This is a genomic window from Streptomyces sp. SAI-127, assembly GCF_029894425.1.
Lineage (GTDB): Bacteria > Actinomycetota > Actinomycetes > Streptomycetales > Streptomycetaceae > Streptomyces.
Map to the genome: position 1 here is coordinate 2,767,910 of NZ_JARXYJ010000001.1, position 20,304 is coordinate 2,788,213.

15 protein-coding genes are annotated in these 20,304 nt (G+C 70.0%); 5 read left to right on the forward strand and 10 right to left on the reverse strand.

The annotated features are described in order from the left end of the window. Positions 1-159 precede the first annotated feature (159 nt). From M2157_RS12745 to M2157_RS12760, 4 genes are all read left to right on the forward strand, one after another. The gene (locus tag M2157_RS12745; protein ID WP_280865300.1) at positions 160-3,030 is read left to right on the forward strand and encodes a glycoside hydrolase family 2 protein; all 2,871 of its coding nucleotides are present in this window, start codon (positions 160-162) and stop codon (positions 3,028-3,030) included. Further along, on the forward strand, positions 3,027-4,064 hold the full coding sequence (locus M2157_RS12750; protein WP_280861937.1) for a LacI family DNA-binding transcriptional regulator: 1,038 nt from the start codon (positions 3,027-3,029) through the stop codon (positions 4,062-4,064). The genes M2157_RS12745 and M2157_RS12750 overlap by 4 nt, the downstream gene beginning before the upstream one ends. A gap of 118 nt (positions 4,065-4,182) precedes the next feature. Then, on the forward strand, positions 4,183-5,409 hold the full coding sequence (locus tag M2157_RS12755) for an acetyl-CoA C-acyltransferase (protein WP_057611185.1): 1,227 nt from the start codon (positions 4,183-4,185) through the stop codon (positions 5,407-5,409). Further along, entirely contained in the window at positions 5,406-7,532 is a 2,127-nt protein-coding gene (locus tag M2157_RS12760; protein ID WP_280861938.1) for a 3-hydroxyacyl-CoA dehydrogenase NAD-binding domain-containing protein, read from the forward strand. Before M2157_RS12755 ends, M2157_RS12760 begins: the two co-directional genes overlap by 4 nt. Positions 7,533-7,584: 52 nt before the next feature. Here the strand turns inward: M2157_RS12760 and M2157_RS12765 are convergent, their stop codons facing one another. From M2157_RS12765 to M2157_RS12775, 3 genes are all read right to left on the reverse strand, one after another. Next, positions 7,585-7,734, reverse strand: a complete 150-nt coding sequence (locus M2157_RS12765; protein ID WP_280861939.1) for a hypothetical protein — start codon at positions 7,732-7,734, stop codon at positions 7,585-7,587. An 8-nt stretch (positions 7,735-7,742) separates the two neighbouring features. After that, positions 7,743-8,456, reverse strand: coding sequence for a hyaluronoglucosaminidase (locus tag M2157_RS12770; protein ID WP_280865301.1), 714 nt, complete (start codon positions 8,454-8,456; stop codon positions 7,743-7,745). Between the two features lie 92 nt (positions 8,457-8,548). Then, positions 8,549-9,577 carry a hypothetical protein gene (locus M2157_RS12775; protein ID WP_280865302.1) on the reverse strand — a complete coding sequence of 343 codons (1,029 nt, stop codon included), beginning with the start codon at positions 9,575-9,577 and terminating at the stop codon, positions 8,549-8,551. 70 nt (positions 9,578-9,647) lie between these two features. Here M2157_RS12775 and M2157_RS12780 point away from each other — a divergent pair, with 70 nt between their 5' ends. Then, positions 9,648-10,013: an NTP pyrophosphohydrolase gene (locus tag M2157_RS12780; protein ID WP_280861942.1), complete on the forward strand. Its 366-nt coding sequence runs from the start codon at positions 9,648-9,650 to the stop codon at positions 10,011-10,013. Positions 10,014-10,195: 182 nt separating this feature from the next. Here M2157_RS12780 and M2157_RS12785 read toward each other — a convergent pair whose 3' ends face one another. From M2157_RS12785 to M2157_RS12815, 7 genes are all read right to left on the reverse strand, one after another. Beyond that, positions 10,196-11,626, reverse strand: coding sequence for a glycosyltransferase family 39 protein (locus M2157_RS12785; RefSeq protein WP_280865303.1), 1,431 nt, complete (start codon positions 11,624-11,626; stop codon positions 10,196-10,198). 74 nt (positions 11,627-11,700) lie between these two features. Then, entirely contained in the window at positions 11,701-13,200 is a 1,500-nt protein-coding gene (locus M2157_RS12790; RefSeq protein ID WP_280861944.1) for an amino acid permease, read from the reverse strand. A 136-nt stretch (positions 13,201-13,336) separates the two neighbouring features. After that, positions 13,337-15,256: a 1-deoxy-D-xylulose-5-phosphate synthase gene (gene dxs / locus M2157_RS12795; RefSeq protein WP_280865305.1), complete on the reverse strand. Its 1,920-nt coding sequence runs from the start codon at positions 15,254-15,256 to the stop codon at positions 13,337-13,339. 132 nt (positions 15,257-15,388) lie between these two features. Then, positions 15,389-16,720 (reverse strand): sugar ABC transporter permease, encoded by a 1,332-nt coding sequence (locus M2157_RS12800; RefSeq protein ID WP_280861946.1) that lies wholly within the window; start codon positions 16,718-16,720, stop codon positions 15,389-15,391. Then, positions 16,717-17,508 carry an ATP-binding cassette domain-containing protein gene (locus M2157_RS12805; RefSeq protein ID WP_280863751.1) on the reverse strand — a complete coding sequence of 264 codons (792 nt, stop codon included), beginning with the start codon at positions 17,506-17,508 and terminating at the stop codon, positions 16,717-16,719. Before M2157_RS12805 ends, M2157_RS12800 begins: the two co-directional genes overlap by 4 nt. Positions 17,509-17,782: 274 nt before the next feature. After that, positions 17,783-18,874: a substrate-binding domain-containing protein gene (locus tag M2157_RS12810; protein WP_280863752.1), complete on the reverse strand. Its 1,092-nt coding sequence runs from the start codon at positions 18,872-18,874 to the stop codon at positions 17,783-17,785. Between the two features lie 133 nt (positions 18,875-19,007). Continuing rightward, positions 19,008-20,207 carry an ROK family transcriptional regulator gene (locus M2157_RS12815; RefSeq protein WP_280863753.1) on the reverse strand — a complete coding sequence of 400 codons (1,200 nt, stop codon included), beginning with the start codon at positions 20,205-20,207 and terminating at the stop codon, positions 19,008-19,010. Between the last annotated feature and the right edge of the window lie 97 nt (positions 20,208-20,304).

The window sequence follows — 20,304 nt, forward strand, 5'->3', positions numbered from 1 at the left end:
ATCAGCTCCGTTCAGGGGACGGACGAGCACGAGCGGGTTGGCTGGTTCGGTACTCTGACAACGTTTTCTTAACCGGTAAAGTCCCTATCTCGCCAACGATGCCAGCCATGTCAAAAAGCTTCCGCAGCACAGGACTTGATCGGTTTAGGGAGTGTGTACATGCTTCAGGCCACACCGCTCACCGAGGGATGGATCCTGCGACACTCCGACGGCACGGTGGACGAACTCCCCGCTGTCGTGCCGGGATGCGTGCACACCGATCTGCTGGCGGCGGGGGTGATCCCGGATCCCTTTCTGGGGCGCAACGAGACCGAGGTCGCGTGGGTGGGGCGGCGGGACTGGACCTATGAGACCGACCTCGGGCTCGTGAACGGGCATGAGCAGACCGACCTCGTCTTCGACGGTCTGGACACCGTGGCCGAGATCCTTCTGGACGGCCGGCTCCTGGGCCGGACGAGGAACATGCACCGCTCGTACCGCTTCGACGTGACCGGCATGTCCGGACGGCTCGCCGTGCGGTTCGTCTCCGCCTATGCCGAGGCCGAGGCGGTGCGCGGGAAGCTGGGTGAGCGGCCCGCCGCGTATGCCGAGCCGTACCAGTACCTCCGCAAGATGGCCTGCTCGTTCGGCTGGGACTGGGGGCCCACGCTGGTGACGGCCGGGATCTGGCGGCCGGTGCGCCTCGAGCGGTGGTCGACGGCCCGGATCGCCCGGGTGCGGCCGCTCGTGACCGTCGAACAGGGCGTGGGCGTGGTGGAGTTGGCGGTCGACGTGGAGCGCGCCAGGGTCGAGGCACCGCTGACGGTCGAGGCGACGGTCGGCGGCGAGCGGGTGCGGGCCTCGGTCGACGGCACGCAGGGGGTCGTACGCCTCGAAGTGCCTCGGGCGCGGCTGTGGTGGCCGCGTGGATACGGTGAACAGCCGCTCTATGACGTCGAGTTGACACTTCAGCACGAGGGTCGCCCGCTGGACGTGTGGCGGCGCCGGGTCGGCTTCCGTACCGTCGAACTGGACCGCTCGGCCGACGCGCACGGCACCGGGTTCACCCTCGTCGTCAACGGCGAGCGGCTCTTCGCGCGCGGCGTGAACTGGATCCCGGACGACGTGTTCCCCTCCCGGATCACCCGTGAGCGGTACCGGGAGCGGCTGGGACAGGCGGCCGAGGCCGGGGTGGACCTGGTGCGGATCTGGGGCGGCGGGATCTACGAGAGCGAGGACTTCTACGACGCCTGCGACGAGCTCGGGCTGCTGGTCTGGCAGGACTTCCCGTTCGCGTGCGCGGCCTATCCGGAGGAGCAGCCGCTGCGGGGCGAGGTGGAGGCGGAGGCCCGGGAGAACGTCGTACGGCTGATGCCGCATCCCTCGCTCGTGCTGTGGAACGGCAACAACGAGAACCTGTGGGGGTTCCGGGACTGGGGATGGGAGGCGCGGCTCGCCGGGGACTCCTGGGGCGAGGGGTACTACCTGGGCGTGCTGCCGCGGGTGGTGGCCGAGTTGGACCCGACGCGGCCGTACACGGCGGGGAGTCCCTGGTCCGGGTCGTGGGAGCACCACCCGAACGATCCGGCGCACGGGACGCACCACTCCTGGGAGGTGTGGAACCGGGAGGACTACGCCGAGTACCGCGGTGAAGTGCCGCGTTTCGTGGCCGAGTTCGGGTGGCAGGCACCGCCCGCGTACGCCACGCTGGCGCGTGCGCTGCCCGGGGAGGTGCTCGCGCCGGACTCCCCCGGCATGCTGCACCACCAGAAGGCCGACGACGGGAACGGCAAGCTTCGGCGTGGGCTGGAACGGCATTTCACCTTTCCCGAGGGGGACTTCGACCGCTGGCACTACCTCATGCAGGTCAACCAGGCGCGGGCCGTGGCCGCCGGGATCGAGCACTGGCGGTCGCACTGGCCGGTGTGCGCGGGGACGGTGGTGTGGCAGCTCAACGACTGCTGGCCGGTGACGAGTTGGGCCGCGATCGACGGGGACGGGCGGGAGAAACCGCTGTATCACGAGCTGCGGCGCCTGTACGCGGACCGGTTGCTGACGGTCCGGACGCGCGGCCGGAAGCTGGTACTGGCGGCCGTCAACCAAGCGGGCGAGCCGTGGGCGGGGGTGCTGCGGCTGCGGCGGATGTCGGTGGACGGCGAGATGATCGACGAGGCCGAGCTGGCCTTCCGCGCGGACCGACGCACGGTCACGGATGTGACGGTACCGCCGGAGCTGGTGCCGGTGGGGGCGAAGGAGTTCCTGGTGGCGGATGCGGGCGGGGACGGCGGTGTGGACCGGGGGGCGGGTGCGGGCACGGGCCGGGGCTCGGCTACGGGCGCGGGCTCGGGCACGGAAGCGGGCGCGGGCTCGGGCTCGGAAGCAGGCGCGAGCCGGGACGCAGGCCCGGGCCGGGACGCGAGCGTGGACATGGGCATGGGCACGGCTGGGGGCAGGGGCGGCAGCTCGGGCACGGAAACCGGCGCAGGCCCGGGCCGGGACGCGAGCGTGGACATGGGCATGGGCACGGCTGGGGGCAGGGGCCGCGGCTCGGGCACGGAAACCGGCGCAGGCCCGGGCCGGGACGCGAGCGTGGACATGGGCATGGGCACGGCTGGGGGCAGGGGCCGCGGCTCGGGCACGGAAACCGGCGCAGGCCCGGGCCGGGACGCGAGCGTGGACATGGGCATGGGCACGGCTGGGGGCAGGGGCCGCGGCTCGGGCACGGAAGCCGGCGCAGGCGTGGGCCAGGACGCCAGGACGCGGCCAGACGGTGTGCGGGCCCTGTACTTTCCCGCTCCGGATCGGGAGATCCCCTATCCGCGGCCGGAGTTCGATGTGGACGTGGCGCCAGGGGCCGTCACGGTGACGGCTCGCACGCTCGTGCGGGATCTGCTGCTTCAGGCGGACCGGCTGGATCCGGCGGCTCGGGCCGACCGGGGGCTGGTCACGTTGTTGCCCGGGGAGCGGGTGACGATCGGGGTCAGCGGCTGGGAGACTCCCGATCCGGATGCCGCTCGATCCGCCCTGTACTGCCTGGAGCCCAGCCGATGACAGCACAGCCGGCCCCGCGCGTCACCATCAAGGACGTCGCCGCGCTCGCGGGTGTGTCCAAGGGGGCCGTGTCGCTCGCCTTCAACCACAAGCCCGGGCTGTCCGAGGCGACCCGGGACCGGATCTTCGAGGCGGCCCGGGAACTGGGGTGGGCGCCGAACCTCACCGCGCGGACGCTGGCCGGGTCGCGGGTGGACGTGGTGGGTCTCGCGATCTGCCGGCCGGCGCGGCTGCTGGGGCTCGAACCCTTCTACATGGAGTTCGTGTCCGGCGTGGAGAGCGTGCTGATCGAGCGGAACTGCTCGCTGCTGCTGCGGCTCGTGCGGAACGTGGAGGAGGAGGTCGGGCTGCAGGAGTCGTGGTGGCGGGGGCGGCAGGTCGGGGGATCCATCCTGGTCGACTTCCGGGCGGACGATCCCCGCGTCGCGGCGACCGAGCGGCTGGGCCTGCCGGTGGTGGCGGTGGGGCATCCCGCGTTCACCGGCAGCCTCACGTCCGTGTGGACCGACGACGCCACCGCCGTGACGGAGGCCGTGCGGTATCTGGCGGCGCTGGGGCACCGGCGGATCGCGCGGGTGGGGGGTGCCGCGGCGCTCGGGCACACGGCGATGAGGACGGCCGCGTTCGACGAGGCGGCCCGCGGCCTGGAGCTGGCAGGGGCCTGGCAGGTGACCACCGACTACTCGGGAGAGGCCGGAGGGCGGGCCACCCGGTCCCTGCTGACCGCCCCGCCGGCGGACCGGCCCACGGCGATCGTCTACGACAACGACATCATGGCGGTGGCCGGACTGTCGGTCGCGGCGGAGATGGGGCTGAACGTTCCGCGTGACGTCTCACTGCTCGCCTGGGACGACTCCCAGCTCTGCCGGCTCACCCACCCCACACTGTCCGCGATGAGCCATGACGTGCACGGATTCGGTGCGGAGGCGGCTCGGACGCTGTTCGGGGTGATCACCGGGGAGGGGCCGGGATCGCACCCCGTGCCCACTCCGGTCCTGACCCCGAGGGGCTCCACCGCGCCTCCCGCGGTGTGACCTTCGCCGCTCCGGCCTCCAGGGGTGGGCAGTCACGTTACTCATAAGTAGCATGGGTTCTGAGCGCGCGCTCAGCGCATCGCAGCAGTGCAGATCCCGCATCTGGAGGAGAGCCATCGTGCCTCGTACCGTCAGGGACGTCGTCTTCGTCGACGGCGTCCGCACCCCGTTCGGCAAGGCGGGCCCGAAGGGCATCTACCACGAGACCCGCGCCGACGACCTCGTCGTGAAGGCGATCCGGGAGCTGCTGCGCCGCAACCCGGGTCTCGACCCGAAGAAGATCGACGAGGTCGCCATCGCCGCGACCACGCAGATCGGTGACCAGGGGCTCACCATCGGCCGTACCGCCGGGATTCTCGCCGGTCTTCCGCAGTCCGTCCCGGGCTACTCCATCGACCGCATGTGCGCCGGCGCTCTGACCGCCGTGACCTCGGTCGCCGGGTCGGTCGCCTTCGGTGCCTACGACATCGCCATCGCCGGTGGTGTCGAGCACATGGGCCGTCACCCCATGGGCGAGGGCGTGGACCCGAACCCGCGGTTCGTCAGCGAGAAGCTGGTCGACGAGTCGGCTCTGTTCATGGGCATGACCGCCGAGAACCTGCACGACCGCTACCCGCAGATCACCAAGCAGCGCGCCGACGAGTACGCCGTGCGCTCCCAGGAGAAGGCCGCCAAGGCGTACGCCAACGGCAAGATCCAGGCCGACCTGGTCCCGATCTCCGTACGTCGTACGAACCCGGAGGCCGGTGAGACCGGCTGGGGCCTGGTCACCGCCGACGAGCCGATGCGCCCGGGGACCACCCTGGAGAACCTGTCGGGCCTGAAGACGCCGTTCCGTGTGCACGGCCGGGTCACCGCCGGTAACGCGGCCGGTCTGAACGACGGCGCCACCGCCTCCCTCATCGCGTCCGAGGACTTCGCCCGCGAGAACGACCTGCCGGTGAAGATGCGCCTCGTCTCGTACTCCTTCGTGGGTGTCGAGCCGGAGGTCATGGGCTACGGCCCGATCCCGGCCACCGAGAAGGCGCTCGCCCAGGCGGGCCTGTCCATCTCCGACATCGGCCTGTTCGAGATCAACGAGGCCTTCGCCGTCCAGGTCCTGGCCTTCCTCGACCACTACGGCATCGCGGACGACGACGAGCGCGTCAACCAGTACGGCGGCGCGATCGCCTTCGGTCACCCGCTGGCCTCCTCGGGTGTGCGTCTGATGACGCAGCTGGCCCGCCAGTTCGAGGAGCAGCCCGAGGTCCGCTACGGCCTGACCACCATGTGCGTCGGCTTCGGCATGGGCGCGACGGTCATCTGGGAGAACCCGAACCACAAGGACGCCGGAGGCAGCAAGTGAGCACCACTGAGCTCTTGAAGGGTGCGGCCGAGCTGTTCCCGGACGAGGTAGTCACCCAGGCGCACGTGCGTCACCTGGACCTGCCGTTCAACGCGGGCCGCTTCGCGCTCATCACGCTGGACAACGGCTTCGACCACACCAAGCCGACCACCTTCGGCCCGGCCTCGCTGGCGAACCTCGACACCGCCATCGACCAGGTCGAGAAGGAGGCCTCGGCCGGTGAGATCGTCGGTGTCGGCATCACCGGCAAGCCGTTCATCTTCGCCGTCGGCGCCGACCTCAAGGGCGTCGAGCTGCTCAAGGAGCACAAGGACGCGCTCGCCATCGGCAAGGGCGGCCACGAGGTCTTCAAGCGCCTCGCGGGCATCGCGGTGCCGACCTTCGCGTACTACAACGGTGCCGCGATGGGCGGTGGCGTCGAGGTCGGTCTGCACTGCACCTACCGCACGGTGTCCGCGGCCCTGCCCGCCTTCTCGCTCCCCGAGGTCTTCCTCGGTCTGGTCCCCGGCTGGGGCGGCTGCACCCTGCTGCCGAACCTGATCGGCGCCGACAAGGCCGTCTCGGTGATCATCGAGAACTCCCTCAACCAGAACAAGCAGCTCAAGGGCGCTCAGGTCTACGAACTGGGCATCGCCGACGCGCTGTTCGAGGGCGCGGACTTCCTGGAGCAGTCCCTGCTGTGGACGGCGTCCGTCCTCAAGGGCGAGATCGTCATCGACCGCCCGGTGATCGACCGCGGTGAGGCCTGGGACCAGGCCGTCGCCAAGGGCCGTTTCATCGCGGACTCCAAGGTGCACGGGGCCGCTCCGGCCGCCTACCGCGCCCTCGACATCATCGCGAACGCCAAGAACGGCGACCTCCAGCAGGGCTACGACGCCGAGGACAAGGCCCTCGCCGACCTGATCATGGGTGGCGAACTGCGTTCCGGCATCTACGCGTTCAACCTGGTGCAGAAGCGCGGCAAGCGTCCCGCGGGCGCCCCGGACAAGAACCTGGCCCGCCCGGTCACCAAGGTCGGTGTCGTCGGCGCCGGTCTGATGGCCTCCCAGCTCGCGCTGCTGTTCCTGCGCCGCCTCGAGGTGCCGGTCGTGCTGACCGACATCGACCAGGAGCGCGTCGACAAGGGTGTGGGCTACGTCCACGCCGAGATCGAGAAGCTGCTCGGCAAGGGCCGTATCAACCAGGACAAGGCCAACCGCCTCAAGGCCCTGGTCACCGGTGTGCTGGACAAGGCGGAGGGCTTCTCCGACGCGGACTTCATCATCGAGGCCGTGTTCGAGGAGATCGGCGTCAAGCAGACGGTGTTCGCGGAGGTCGAGGCGGTCGCCCCGGCGCACGCGATCCTCGCCACCAACACCTCCTCGCTGTCGGTCACCGAGATGGCGTCGAAGCTGAAGAACCCCGAGCGGGTCGTCGGCTTCCACTTCTTCAACCCGGTCGCGATCCTCCCCCTCCTGGAGATCGTCCGCGGCGAGCAGACCGACGACGCGTCGCTGGCCACCGCCTTCGCCGTCGCCAAGAAGCTGAAGAAGACCGCGGTGCTGGTCAAGGACGCCCCGGCGTTCGTCGTGAACCGCATCCTCACCCGCTTCATGGGCGAGATCCAGAACGTCATCGACGAGGGCACCCCGGTCGAGGTGGCGGAGAAGGCGGTGGAGCCCCTGGGCCTGCCGATGTCTCCTCTCGTCCTGCTGGAGCTGGTCGGTCCCGCGATCGGTCTGCACGTCTCGGAGACCCTCAACCGGGCCTTCCCGGACCGCTTCACGGTCTCCCCGAACCTCGCGGCCGTCGTCAAGGCGGGCAAGCGCGGCTTCTACGTGTACGACTCCGGCAAGCCGGAGCTGGACCCGGAGGTCGCCGCGCTGCTGAAGCAGGGCGACTCCGTGCTGACCGAGGAGCAGGTCCGCGACCGCGTCCTCGACGCCGTCGCCCAGGAGATCGGGCTCATGCTCGACGAGGGTGTCGTCGCCGAGGCCCAGGACATCGACCTCTGCCTGATCACGGGCGCCGGCTGGCCCTTCCACCTGGGCGGCATCACGCCGTACCTGGACCGCGAGGGTGTCTCCGAGCGCGTGAACGGCAAGAAGTTCCTGGCTCCGGGCGTGGCGTCGGTTCCGGCGTAACGACCGTCGTACGACGGTGAAGAGGGCCTCCGCGGCGGCGGAGGCCCTCTTTTCATTCGCCGGACGCGTCGGCCGCTGTCAGTCGCGCCTTCAACTCGGCGTTCTCCGTCTCCAGGTGCGCGATGCGCTTGCGGGCGAAGTACAGCTCCATGACGGCGTCCTGGAACTCGGCGACGAGCTGTTCGGGGGTCAGTTCCATCATGTGCCTCCCTACGCCGGTGCCAGCTCTGTGACCTTGCCGTTGCCGCCCTTCCAGAACAGGGCGCCGTTCTGGGCGTAGAGGGAGCCGCCTCCGAGGTCGGCGGGCGCGTTGCTGGGCTCCGCAGCGGTGTTCGCGAGCCGCACCGAGCCCTCGGCGAGGATCGCGGAAGCCGCCTGCGGCGCCACCTGGACGACGTGGAGCTGGGACTGCGGTGTGTCCCCGACACCGATACCGACACCGACGCGGCCGCTGCCCTTCACCACGAAGTCGTCCAGACCGGGGTTGTTGCGCAGGACGAGCAGGGCGCCCTTGGTCGCGCCGGTGGTGGCGGTCAGGAAGATGCCCTGGGCGGCGGTGCCGCCGCTCCGGTCCGTGACGCCGTGCGTCTGGAGGTCGATGGACAGGGCGGAGCCGTCGGCGTCCGACCCGTCGACGTAACCGTCGTGGGTGATCTTCACCGTGCCTCGGGCGTTCTCCACGCCGGTGACGTTCAGGGCCGAGGTCTGCGGGTTCTTCGAGGCCACGTTGAGTGCGGCACCGGCCCCGGAGGTGGCCGCCATGACGGCGGTGACCGCGTGCGCGGTCGTCGACCGGGTCCAGAACTGGGCGGGCGCCGTGTAGTCGGTGTAGTCACCCACCGCGACCGCCTCCGTGCCGTTGGCGGCGACGGTCACCGCCCCCGCCGTGAACGCGCCGAGGAACAGTCTTCGTCCCACTGCCATGGGGATCCCCCTTGTCCGTACCGGATTGGATCACCATTCCATCACGGACTACGCACATATGTGCGATGGTTGACTGTTCGAGAAGGGGAGGCTCAGACCTCCCGCCAGGCCGCCAGTGCCAGTCCGGGCTCGTCCTTCTGCCGGGCGATCCGCAGCTCCCCGTCGGGGGTCACCGTCGCGGCGACGATACGGCCGTCCGCGTCCTCGGCGAGGGCCACGGCCGTGCCCACCGGCAACTGCGGCCCGGACTCCGTCCACCACAGGCCCGCCGACTCCTGCTCGGTCGGACAGGCCGCGAAGGCGACCCGGCCGGAGGCCGAACGCTGGGCGAGCAGCGTGCAGTCGTGGCCGTCCAGGGTGCAGCGGAGCAGGGCCGCCGGGCCGGGGCCGGCCGCCGCGAGCAGGGGGGTCGGCTCGGTGTCCGGGCGCCAGGCGTAGAGCATGCCCTCGGGGTCCGCGAAGAACAGCGTGGTGTGTTCCTTGGAGGTGGGCAGCGCGCTGAGGGTGCCCGGCTCGACGCGGACGGGCAGCGGGTCGGCCAGTACGGGAGGCGCGCCCGCTTCCTCCTGGAGCCAGCGCAGGATGCCGGCCGGGTTGGTGCCGTACAGCTCGACCCGGCCCGACTCCCCTGTCACGGCGGCCAGTTCCTCGTGCACGTCGGAGCCCTTGAGGTCGGACCAGGCGTTCCAGCCGCCGCGTTCCTTCTGGATGAGGGCGTGCACGCCGTTGCCGCGGTTGCCGACGAAGACATGCGCCCGGCCCTCCGCGTCGACGGCCACGGCGGGGGCGCCGGTGCGGGCGCCCGCCCTGTCGGGGTGGCCGACCGGGCTCCAGTCGAGGGCGGCGAGGTGGACGCGGAAGTGGGTGGAGTGCACGAGGCCCGCTTCTTTGGCCTTGGTGGGGCGCCAGGAGACGAGGTGTGCGTAGCCGTCGACGCCGTGTCCCACGGCCAGTCCGGGGTGCAGGCGCTGGTCGCCGCCGACCTTGCGCCAGGGCAACCAGGTGTCGCCGCCCGGGCGGCGCTCTGCCCTGCACCACACGGCTTCGTCGCGGGTGGCGTAGACGCCGAGTCGGCCGTCGCGGGCGCGGATGAGCCAGTCGCCGTTCACTGTACGGACCATTGACACGGGTCCACTCTAATCGGGCGGTCGGCGCCGTCTTCGGGTGGGCCGGTCGTGGGACGCTGGGGTGATGAGTGACGTGCTGCTGGTCGTCGTGGATGCCGCGAATGTCGTCGGGTCGGTGCCGGACGGGTGGTGGCGGGACCGGCGGGGGGCGGCGGAGCGGTTGCGGGACCGGCTGGCGGTGGACGGGGTGCCGGGGCGGGACGGCGCGGTGGAGATCGTGCTGGTGGTGGAGGGGGCGGCTCGCGGGGTGGAGTCCGTACCGGGGGTTCGGGTGGAGTCGGCGGCGGGGAGTGGCGACGATCGGATGGTGGAGCTGGTGGCGGAGGCGGGCGAGCGGCCTGTGCTGGTGGTCACCGCGGATCGTGAACTTCGGCGCAGGGTCGGGGAGTTGGGGGCGGAGGTGGCGGGACCGCGCACGGTTCGTCCCTGAGCGCCATCCGATGAGCCGCGCTGTGTCGTCTGGCGGCTGCGGGCTGGTGGGGGCGGGCCGCGCAGTTCCCCGCGCCCCCAAACAGGTGGGTACAGCCAGGTATGCGCGACTGCACCCACCCAGGGGCGCGGGGAACTGCGCGATCAGCCCCCACCGGCCCGCGGCCGAACTGAGACCGCCCCCTACCTCCTCCTCACATACAGCACCGCCCCATCCACCGTCCCCACCTCCTCGTACCCCGCCGCCAGCAACCGCCGGAGGCCCCGCACCCGTTCCGGCGCGTACGGCTTTCCGCGGGAGTCGTCCACCACCAGGGCCGCCGAGACCGCCTCCCGCCGGAACACCGTCCACGCACCCCTCACGGCATACCTCTCCCCCACCCGCCCGCCGTCCCGGCCCCCGCTGTAGTTCGTGAGGAGACCCGCCGTCAGATAGCGGGTGGCCGGGGCACGGTCCGCCAGCCAGTACGTCTCCGGGTGCATCCCCCAGATCAGGACCGGATCGCCCGGCGGCGTCCGGGTCGACACCGTCTGCGCGACACGGCGTGCGTGGTCGAGGTCGGTGCGAGGGGCCAGCACACCCCACGTCAGGAACAGCGCGCACACGCAGGCCGAGGTGAGTACCGCCGTGCGCGTGCGGTCGTACGGCAGCGCGCGAAGCGCCCCCGTGGCCAGGAGCGCGACCGGCGGGAGGAGTTGGAGGTAGTAGTGGCCGAAGAAGTGGAGGCCGAGCAGCACCGCTGCCGCCGACGCGAGCAGCCACAGCCACAGATCGGCGGTCGGTGCGCGCCGGGCCCGTACGACAGGAGCGAACAGGCCCGCGCAGGCCACCGCCACGATCCCGGTGTTGGCCAAACCCCTTGCCAGTACGTGGAGTTCGGAGCCGGTCAGGGTCGCGTACGCCCCCGAACCCGTCACCGTCCAGAACAGGAAACCCGCCGGGTCCGTCACCAGCGCCGCGCACAGCACCGGCGTCAACGCCCCCGCCACGAGGCGCTGTGCCTCCCGACGCCCCGCGCCGGAGGCGACGTACAGCCAGAGCACGGGCAGCAGCACCGCCCCGCCCGTCTGCTTCGTGAGGAACGCGCAGGCGACCGCCGTTCCCGCCGCACCCCAGCGCCGCCGGTCCGCGCACCACATCGCGGCCGCCGTGCAGGGCAGGAGGAACACCTCGAAGGTCGCGGCCTGTGCGTCCTGCGGGTTCAGGCCGACGGAGATCAGCAGATACAGCACTCCGGCGGTACGGCCGGACGTGTCGCCCCAGCGGCGGCGGGCCAGGGAGGCCAGCAGCGCGGCGGTGAGGAGCTGGGCCAGGACCGCCAGGACCCGCACTCCGGCCAGCGTGCCGGAGCCCGTCACCGCGAAGGCGGCCTCGTAGAGCCACGGCACGAACGGCGGCTTGCGGTCGACGACCGTCTCGTAGAGCTGACCGCCCTGCGCCAACAGCCGTGCCTGTACGGCGAGATAGCCCTCGTCCGGGCTCCAGAGGGGGCGCGTGAAGGACGGGACCCGCGTCACGCAGGCCAGGGCCGCGAGCGGGGGCAGCAGTCGGCTCCAGTACGCCGTACGGGAATCGGACACGGAAGGTGACGGGAGCAGGAGCTCTGCGGGCATGAGCCGCACGCTATCCGGCCCCGCACATCCTGGCTGAACAGGACATACGGGGCCGGGGAGGTGGAACGTATGTGTTACTCCGTGTTGCTGGCCGTCGTCGCCGCGCGCCGTCCGAGAAGGCTGTGGCTACGGCCGTAGAGGAAGTAGACGGCGAAGCCGATGACCATCCAGATCGCGAACCGCAGCCAGGTCTCGGCCGGCAGGTTGAGCATCAGCCAGAGGGAGGCCAGGACCGACAGGATCGGGATGACCGGCACCCAGGGGGTGCGGAAGGCCCGGGGCAGGTCGGGGCGGGACTTGCGAAGGATGACCACACCGATGGCGACCACCACGAACGCGAACAGGGTGCCGATGTTGACCAGTTCGGCGAGTTCGCTCAGGGGTGTGAAGCCGGCGACGATCGCGATGATCACGCCGAGCAGGATGGTCGGCCGGTGCGGGGTCCTGAACTTCGGGTGGACGTGGGAGAAGAACGTCGGGAGCAGTCCGTCGCGGCTCATCGCGAAGAAGACCCGGGTCTGGCCCAGGAGCAGGATCATGCAGACCGTCGTCAGGCCGACGGCGGCGCCGAAGCTGATGAAGCCCGCGAACCAGGGATGGCCGGTGGCCTTGAAGGCGTCGGCGAGCGGGGCCGTGACGGACAGGTCGGTGTACTTCTGCATGCCCGTCACGACGATCGAGACGGCGACGTAGAGGGTCGTGCAGATGAGGAGGGAACCGAGGATGCCGCGGGGCATGTCGCGCTGCGGGTTCCTGGTCTCCTCGGCGGCCGTGGCCACGACGTCGAAGCCGATGAAGGCGAAGAAGACGACGGAGGCGGCGGTGAAGATGCCCATCACGCCGAAGTTGGAGGGCGCCCAGCCGAACATCAGCTGGATCAGCGGCGACTGGAGACTGTCACCGGCCGGCACCTCCTGCGCCTTCGGGATGAACGGGTCGTAGTGGTCGCCCTCGATGAAGAAGGCGCCCGCGATGATCACGGTCAGCACGACCGTCACCTTGATGGCGACGACGATCGAGGTCACGCGCGCGGAGAGCTTGGTGCCGAGCACGAGGATGCAGGTCAGCACCAGGACGAGCGCGGCGGCGAGGATGTCGAAGCCGAAGCCGTCGGCCCCGTCGCGGGTGCCGAGCGCCTCCGGCAGATGCCAGCCCGCGTTGTCCAGCAGTGAGGCGATGTAGCCGGACCAGCCGACGGACACCACCGCCGTGCCCAGCGCGAACTCCAGGACCAGGTCCCAGCCGATGATCCAGGCGGGCAGTTCACCGAGGGAGGCGTAGGAGAAGGTGTAGGCCGATCCGGCCACCGGGACGGTGGAGGCGAACTCGGCGTAGCAGAGCGCGGCGAGCGCGCAGACGACGCCGGCCACGACGAAGGCGAGGGCCACCGCCGGTCCGGCGTTGTTCTTGGCGACGGTGCCGGTCAGGACGAAGATGCCGGTGCCGATGATGACGCCGACACCGAAGACGGTCAGATCCAGCGCGGACAAGGACTTCTTGAGCGCGTGCTCTGGCTCCTCGGTGTCGAGGATGGACTGCTCGACCTTCTTCGTCCGGAAGAGGGTGCTGCTCACGGGTACCTCCCACGCTGTGTCGTCCTCGACATGATCGAGAGGGGGCGTAGGTCGTATGCCCCGGCGCGGGGGGATTCACGCGAATGGGCCGGCCGTACCACTGTCACGAGTGGTGCGGCCGGCCCATTCGGCCGTGTCAGTCGCGGGCGGGCTCCGCCTCGGCCGCCCTGTCGCTGTACCGCCCGTCCAGCTTGGAGACCAGGCCGGTGACCTGGCGGGCGATGTCGGGGGCGGTGAGGCCGATCTCCGCCATGACCTCGGCGCGGGAGGCGTGGTCGAGGAAGCGCGGCGGGATGCCGAAGTCGCGCAGCGGGACGTCGACGCCCGCGTCACGCAGGGCCTGAGCGACCGCCGAGCCGACGCCGCCGACGCGGCTGTTGTCCTCGACGGTGACGACCACGCGGTGCCGCTCGGCGAGCGGGGCCATGGCCTCGTCGACGGGCTTGACCCAGCGCGGGTCGACGACGGTGGTGGAGATGCCCTGCTTGTCGAGGAGCGTGGCGATCTCCAGGCACATGGGGGCGAGAGCGCCGACGGAGACGAGGAGTACGTCCGGCGTGTCGGTCCCCGGCTCGCGCAGGACGTCCATGCCTCCGACGGTGCCCACAGCGGGTACGGCGGGGCCCACGACGCCCTTGGAGTAGCGCAGCACGGTCGGCGCGTCGTCGACCTGGACGGCCTCGCGCAGCTGGGCGCGCAGCTGCTCGGCGTCGCGCGGGGCGGCGAGCCGGAGCGTGGGGATGACCTGGAGCATCGACATGTCCCACATGCCGTTGTGCGAGGCGCCGTCGTCGCCGGTGACGCCGGCCCGGTCGAGCACGAAGGTCACACCGCACTTGTGCAGGGCGACGTCCATGAGGACCTGGTCGAAGGCACGGTTGAGGAAGGTGGCGTAGACGGCGAAGACGGGGTGCAGGCCGCCGGTCGCGAGGCCCGCGGCCGACACGGCCGCGTGCTGCTCGGCGATGCCGACGTCGTAGATGCGCTCCGGGAAGGTGTCGGCGAACTTCTTCAGGCCGACCGGCTGGAGCATGGCCGCGGTGATGGCGACGATGTCCTCGCGCTCCCGGCCCAGCTTGACCATCTCGTCGCCGAAGACGGAGGTCCAGCTGGCGGCGGAGGCCTTGATCGGCAGGCCGGTGTCCGGGTGGATGGGGCCGATGCCGTGGAAGCGGTCGGCCTCGTCCTGCTCGGCGGGCTCGTAGCCGCGGCCCTTCTCGGTGAGGCAGTGCACGATGACCGGCCCGCCGAAGCGCTTGGCGCGGGCCAGCGCCGACTCCAGCGCCTCGAGGTCGTGGCCGTCGATGGGACCGACGTACTTCAGGCCGAGGTCCTCGAACATGCCCTGGGGCGCGATGAAGTCCTTGAGGCCCTTCTTGGCCCCGTGCAGGGTCTCGTAGAGCGGCCTGCCGACGACGGGGGTGCGCTCCAGCAGGTCCTTGCCGCGGGCGAGGAAGCGCTCGTAGCCGTCGGTGGTGCGCAGGGTGGCCAGGTGGTTGGCGAGGCCGCCGATGGTCGGGGCGTAGGACCGCTCGTTGTCGTTGACGACGATGACCAGCGGCCGGTCCTTGGCGTCGGCGATGTTGTTCAGCGCCTCCCAGGCCATGCCGCCGGTCAGGGCACCGTCACCGATCACGGCGACGACGTGGTCGTCCCGTTTGAGCACCTGGTTGGCTTTCGCGAGCCCGTCGGCCCATCCGAGGACGGTCGAGGCGTGGCTGTTCTCGATGACGTCGTGCTCGGACTCGGCGCGCGAGGGGTAGCCGGACAGCCCGCCCTTGGAGCGCAGCCTGGAGAAGTCCTGCCGCCCGGTGAGCAGCTTGTGCACATACGCCTGGTGGCCGGTGTCGAAGAGCACCCGGTCCTTGGGCGAGTCGAACACCCGGTGCAGGGCGATGGTCAGCTCGACCACACCGAGGTTGGGGCCGAGGTGGCCGCCGGTCTTGGAGACTGCGCCGACGAGGAAGCTGCGGATCTCCTCCGCCAGCTGGTCCAGCTCCTCAAGGCTGAGCCGGTCCAGATCACGCGGTCCCCTGATGCGGGTCAGCAGCGGCACCCGTGCCTCCTTGCAGTAGAGCTGATCGAGCTTTGCCGGGAGTGTCGAGTCTAATGTTCTACGAGAACAATCCTGCCCGGCACCTTGTGGGTGCCGGGCAAGAGGATCGACCCGAAGGGGCGCGATCAGTCTCTATCCGCGACCGGCCGCCTTCTGGGACTTACGGGACACCGAGTCGATGACGACCGCTCCCAGCAGAACACCACCGGTGATCATGTACTGGATCGACTGGTTCATGTTCAGCAGGTCCAGACCCGTCTGGATCGACTGGATCACCAGCATGCCGAGCAGCGCCGACCACACCGAGCCACGCCCACCGAACAGCGACGTACCACCGATGACGGCCGCCGCGATGGCGAGCATCAGCGTGTTGCCGCCGCCGGCGCTCAGCGTCGCGCTTGCGGTCTGACCGGCGAAGAACATACCGCCGATGGCCGCGAACCCGCCCGAGATGGCGAACACGGTGATACGGATCAACGGCACGTTGATACCCGCACGGCGGGCCGCCTCGATGCCGCCGCCGACCGCGAACACCTTGCGGCCGTACGTGGTACGACGCAGCACGAAGTCCACGATCACCAGCGCCGCCAGGAAGATCACCAGCGCGTTGGAGACACCGGCGGCGTCGTTCAGCACGTACGCGGCGAGGAAGGACGCCAGCGCGAGCACCCCGACGCGCAGCAGGATCTCGCTGGTCGGCCGGAACGGCACGTTTGCGGCCTTGCGGCGCCGCTGGTCATTGAGGTTGCCGACGAGGCTCAGTACGACACCGAGGCCCGCCAGCAGGTACGCGCCGATGATGGCCTGGTCCATGAAGAACGAGCTCTGGCCCAGCAGGTGGATCGGACCGGAGTCGGACGGGATGTTGATGGTGCCGCTGGAGCCCAGCAGCCACAGCATCAGGCCGTTCCAGCCGAGGAAGCCGGCCAGGGTCACGACGAACGCCGGTACGCCGATCTTCGCGAAGAACCAGCCCTGCAGCGCGCCGATGCCGATACCGACGAGGACCGCCAGGACCAGCGACAGCCAGACGCCCACGCCGTGTTCCACCGAGAACACGGCGAACAGGGTGGAGGCCAGACCGCTGACCGAACCGACCGACAGGTCGATCTCACCGAGCAGCAGGACGAAAACCAAGCCGATGGCGAGCATGCCGGTGGCCGACATGTAGTAACTGATGTTCGAGACGTTGTCGGCGCTGAGGAAGCGGTCGTTCTGCAGCTGGAAGATCGTCCAGATGACGATCAGGCCGACCACGACCGGCAGCGAGCCCAGCTCACCACCCTTGACCTTGCGCGTGAACTCGGTCCAGTAGCCCTTGAGGCCCTCTTCGCGGATCAGCAGCCGGGGGTCGACCACCGAGACCGGCGCGGCGGTGGGATCGTCGGAGGGGGCGACCGTCGACTGATGCGCCTGCCCCTTCGTCCCGGCATCCGCCTTGGAAACCTTGGATGTGTCGCTCACTTCGCGGCCTCCGTGCTGCGACGCCCCGCACGACGGGTCACGGCGTTGTCCGTGGCACCCGTGATCGCGGAGATGATCTCTTCCTGACTGGTGTCCTTCACCGAGAAGGAACCGTTGTTCCTGCCCAGCCGCAGCACGGCGACGGTGTCGGCGACGGCCTTCACGTCGGCCATGTTGTGGCTGATGAGGATGACGCCGAGGTTGCGCTCGCGCAGCCGCTCGACGAGGTCGAGGACCTGTGCGGTCTGCTCGACACCGAGGGCGGCGGTGGGCTCGTCCAGGATCACGACCTTGGGGTCGCCGATCAGGGCGCGCGCGATGGCGACGACCTGGCGCTGACCACCGGAGAGGCTCGCGATCGGGATGCGCACACTCGGGATGCGGATGGAGAGCGTGTTCAGCAGCTCGCGCGCCTTCTGCTCCATCGAGACCTCGTCGATGATGCCGCGGCGCAGCAGCTCGCGTCCGAGGTAGAGGTTGCCGACCACGTCGAGGTTGTCGCACAGGGCGAGGTCCTGGTAGACCGTCGCGACGCCGAGTCCCTGGGCGTCGTGCGGCCTGTTGATGCTGACCGGGCTGCCGTCCCACTCGATGATGCCCTCATCGATGGGATGCACACCGGCGATCGTCTTGACCAGCGTGGACTTTCCAGCGCCGTTGTCGCCGACGAGGGCGACCACTTCACCGGCGTGGACCTCCAGTTCGACATCGGTGAGGGCCTGCACCGCACCGAATCGCTTGGAGACTCCGCGCAACGCCAGCACGGGCGTAGCGGACACGTTAACCATCTCCTTCGCCGCCTGACCGGCGGGGATGCCGCGCTTGGGGTAGGCGCGGAGGGGTTGTGCTTTTGGCAATTACTTACGAGTTGTGCCGTCAGCACGGATTTACAAGTCGAACATGCGCGCGGCCGATGCCTCTTGGCAACGGCTGCGTCCGCCATGCTTCCGTCCGGCGCCCGCCCCGCAGCGGGGTATGAAGGCGGTGCGGGCGCCGGACAGGCTCTGTGCCTGCCTGTCGGGGCGGGTCCGTCGAAGGACTCGCCCCGGGGCTCAGCGGCTCTTACTGAAGGCCGGCCTTCTTGCACGCGGCGGCGTAGTCCGAGGTGCAGATCTGGGCGACGGTGTACAGACCGTCCTTGACGACCGTGTCCTTGATGTTCTTGACGGTCACCGAGACCGGGGTCAGCAGCTTCGCCTGGACCTTGTCACCGGAGCCGCTGGTGACCTCGGTGTCGGCCAGGGACTTGATGTCCTTGCCCTGCAGCAGGTTGACCGCGAGCTCGGCGGCGTTGTCGGCCTCCGGCTTGTAGGCCTTGTAGACCGTGGCGGACTGGGTGCCGGCGACGATCCGCTGGATGGCCGCGAGCTCGGCGTCCTGACCGGTCAGCGGGATGGTGCTGATGCCCGCGCCCTTGAGGGTGTTGGCGATACCACCGGCCATGCCGTCGTTGGCGGCGTAGACGCCCGCGATGTTCTTGGCGCCCAGCTGGGTGATGGCCGCGGACACCTTCTGCGCGGCGACGGTGTCCTTCCACAGGCCGGACTGCTCGTAGGCGATGTCGACCTTGCCGTCGAGGACCTTGTGCGCGCCTTCCTTGAACTGCGCGGCGTTCGGGTCGGCGTCGTCACCGTTGATCATGACGACCTTGGACTTCGGGGTCGCCTTGGAGCCGAGGGCGTCGAGCAGGGCCTGACCCTGGAGCTCGCCGACCTTGACGTTGTCGAAGGAGACGTACGCGGAGACCGGGCCCTGGGCCAGACGGTCGTACGCGACGACCTTGACGCCCTTGCTCACCGCGGAGGCGATGGAGGACTTGATGGCGGCGGAGTCCTGCGCCGAGACCACGATGACCTTGACGCCCTTGGTCACCATGCTGCTCATCTGCTGGGCCTGCTTGGCCGGGTCGGCCGCGGCGTTGGCGTAGGAGACGGTGCAGTCGCTGCACAGCTCCTTGACCTTGGCCTCGAAGTACGGCTTGTCGAACTTCTCGTACCGCGCCGTGACGTTGTCGGGCAGGAGCAGGCCGATCGACTTGCCGCCCGAGCCCGAGCTGCTGCTGTCGCCGGCGTTGTCGTCGTCGCCGGCCTTGCCACAGGCGGCGGCCGAGACGGCCAGCGCCGAGATCGCGACGGATACGGCCACACGACGCATGAGCGTGTTCACTTTTGAAACCTCCCTGACGAGGCCGCGTCGTTGCGGCCGAGGTGGCTGGAAGTCAACTCGGCCACACGTGCGACGTCAAGAAGTAAATACTTAACGAGATGGCAACGGCGTCCTGCGTTCTCTAAGTGAAGGCAGGTGTCGCTGCATGCAGCGTGCTGTCCAAAAGGGTCGAATCACCCATCTCGCTGAGGGCGAGAGCGAGTGCTCCGAGCACCTCCGCACGACCTCCAAGTGCCCCGGGAAGCACGCTCAGTTGGCGTGCCGCACTGGGGATCGCATAGCGGCCGACAGACTCCCTGATCGGCCCGAGCACCAGCTCACCGGCCTCGGCGAGATCACCGCCCAGGACGACTCGGCTCGGGTTCAGCAAGTTGCAGAGATTGGCGACTCCACTGCCGATGTGTCGGCCGACGTCGGCGATCACCCGACGACAGCCTGGATCTCCGTCCCGTGCGAGTCGAACAACGCCTTCCATGGTGAGATCGGTGCCGTGGCTGGACTGGAGCAGCGGGAGCACATAGCGCGCGGCCGCGAAGGTCTCCAGACAGCCACGGTTGCCGCAGCGGCAGACGGGGCCGGACTCATCAAGAGTAATATGCCCGATTTCTCCCGCTGTGCCACCCGGGCCCCGGTAGATCTTGCCGCTGATGACCAGTCCGGCACCCACACCGCTCGCGACCTTGATGTACGCCAGGTCCCGCACTCCCCGGCCGCTGCCCCAGACCAGCTCACCCAGGGCGCCCAGGTTGGCGTCGTTGTCCACGTGCACGGGCACGCCCAGGCGCCCCTGGAGCTCCTCGGCGGGCTTGGTGCCGATCCACCCCGGCAGGATGGCGGAGGAGCCCAGGGAGCCGGACTCCAGGTCGATGGGGCCGGGCACGCCGAGGCCCACCCCGGCGATCTTCGAGCGGTCCACGCCGGTCGCCTCGATCAGCCGGTTGACCAGCTGTTCCGCCCGGTCGAAGCCCTGGGCGGAGGAGGCGTCCACGTCCAGCGGCTCGGACTCCTCGGCCAGCACCTGATGGGCGAGGTTGCCGATCGCGACGCGCAGATGGGTGTGCCCGAAGTCCACCCCTATGACGATGCCGGCGTCCCCGCTCAGGGAGACCGCGCGGGCCCGCCTGCCACCCGCCGATGTGGGCGTGACCTCGACGGTTCCGCCGTCCTTGAGCTCGCGGACGATGTTGGAGACGGTCGCGGCGGACAGTCCCGTGGTTCGGGCGATCTCCGCCTGCGTGAGCGACCCGGCCAGCCGGACGGCACGTACGACCCGCTCCAGGTTGGCTCGGTGCAGCGACGACTGCGACCCCGGAGTCTCCACGACGACCTCCTGCGCGCGGGACCGCAGCGATGAGGCCCCGTCTATGTCCAACTAGTGAACTCTAAGCTGAGCCGTTAGGGTCGCCTCCCGTCAAGAG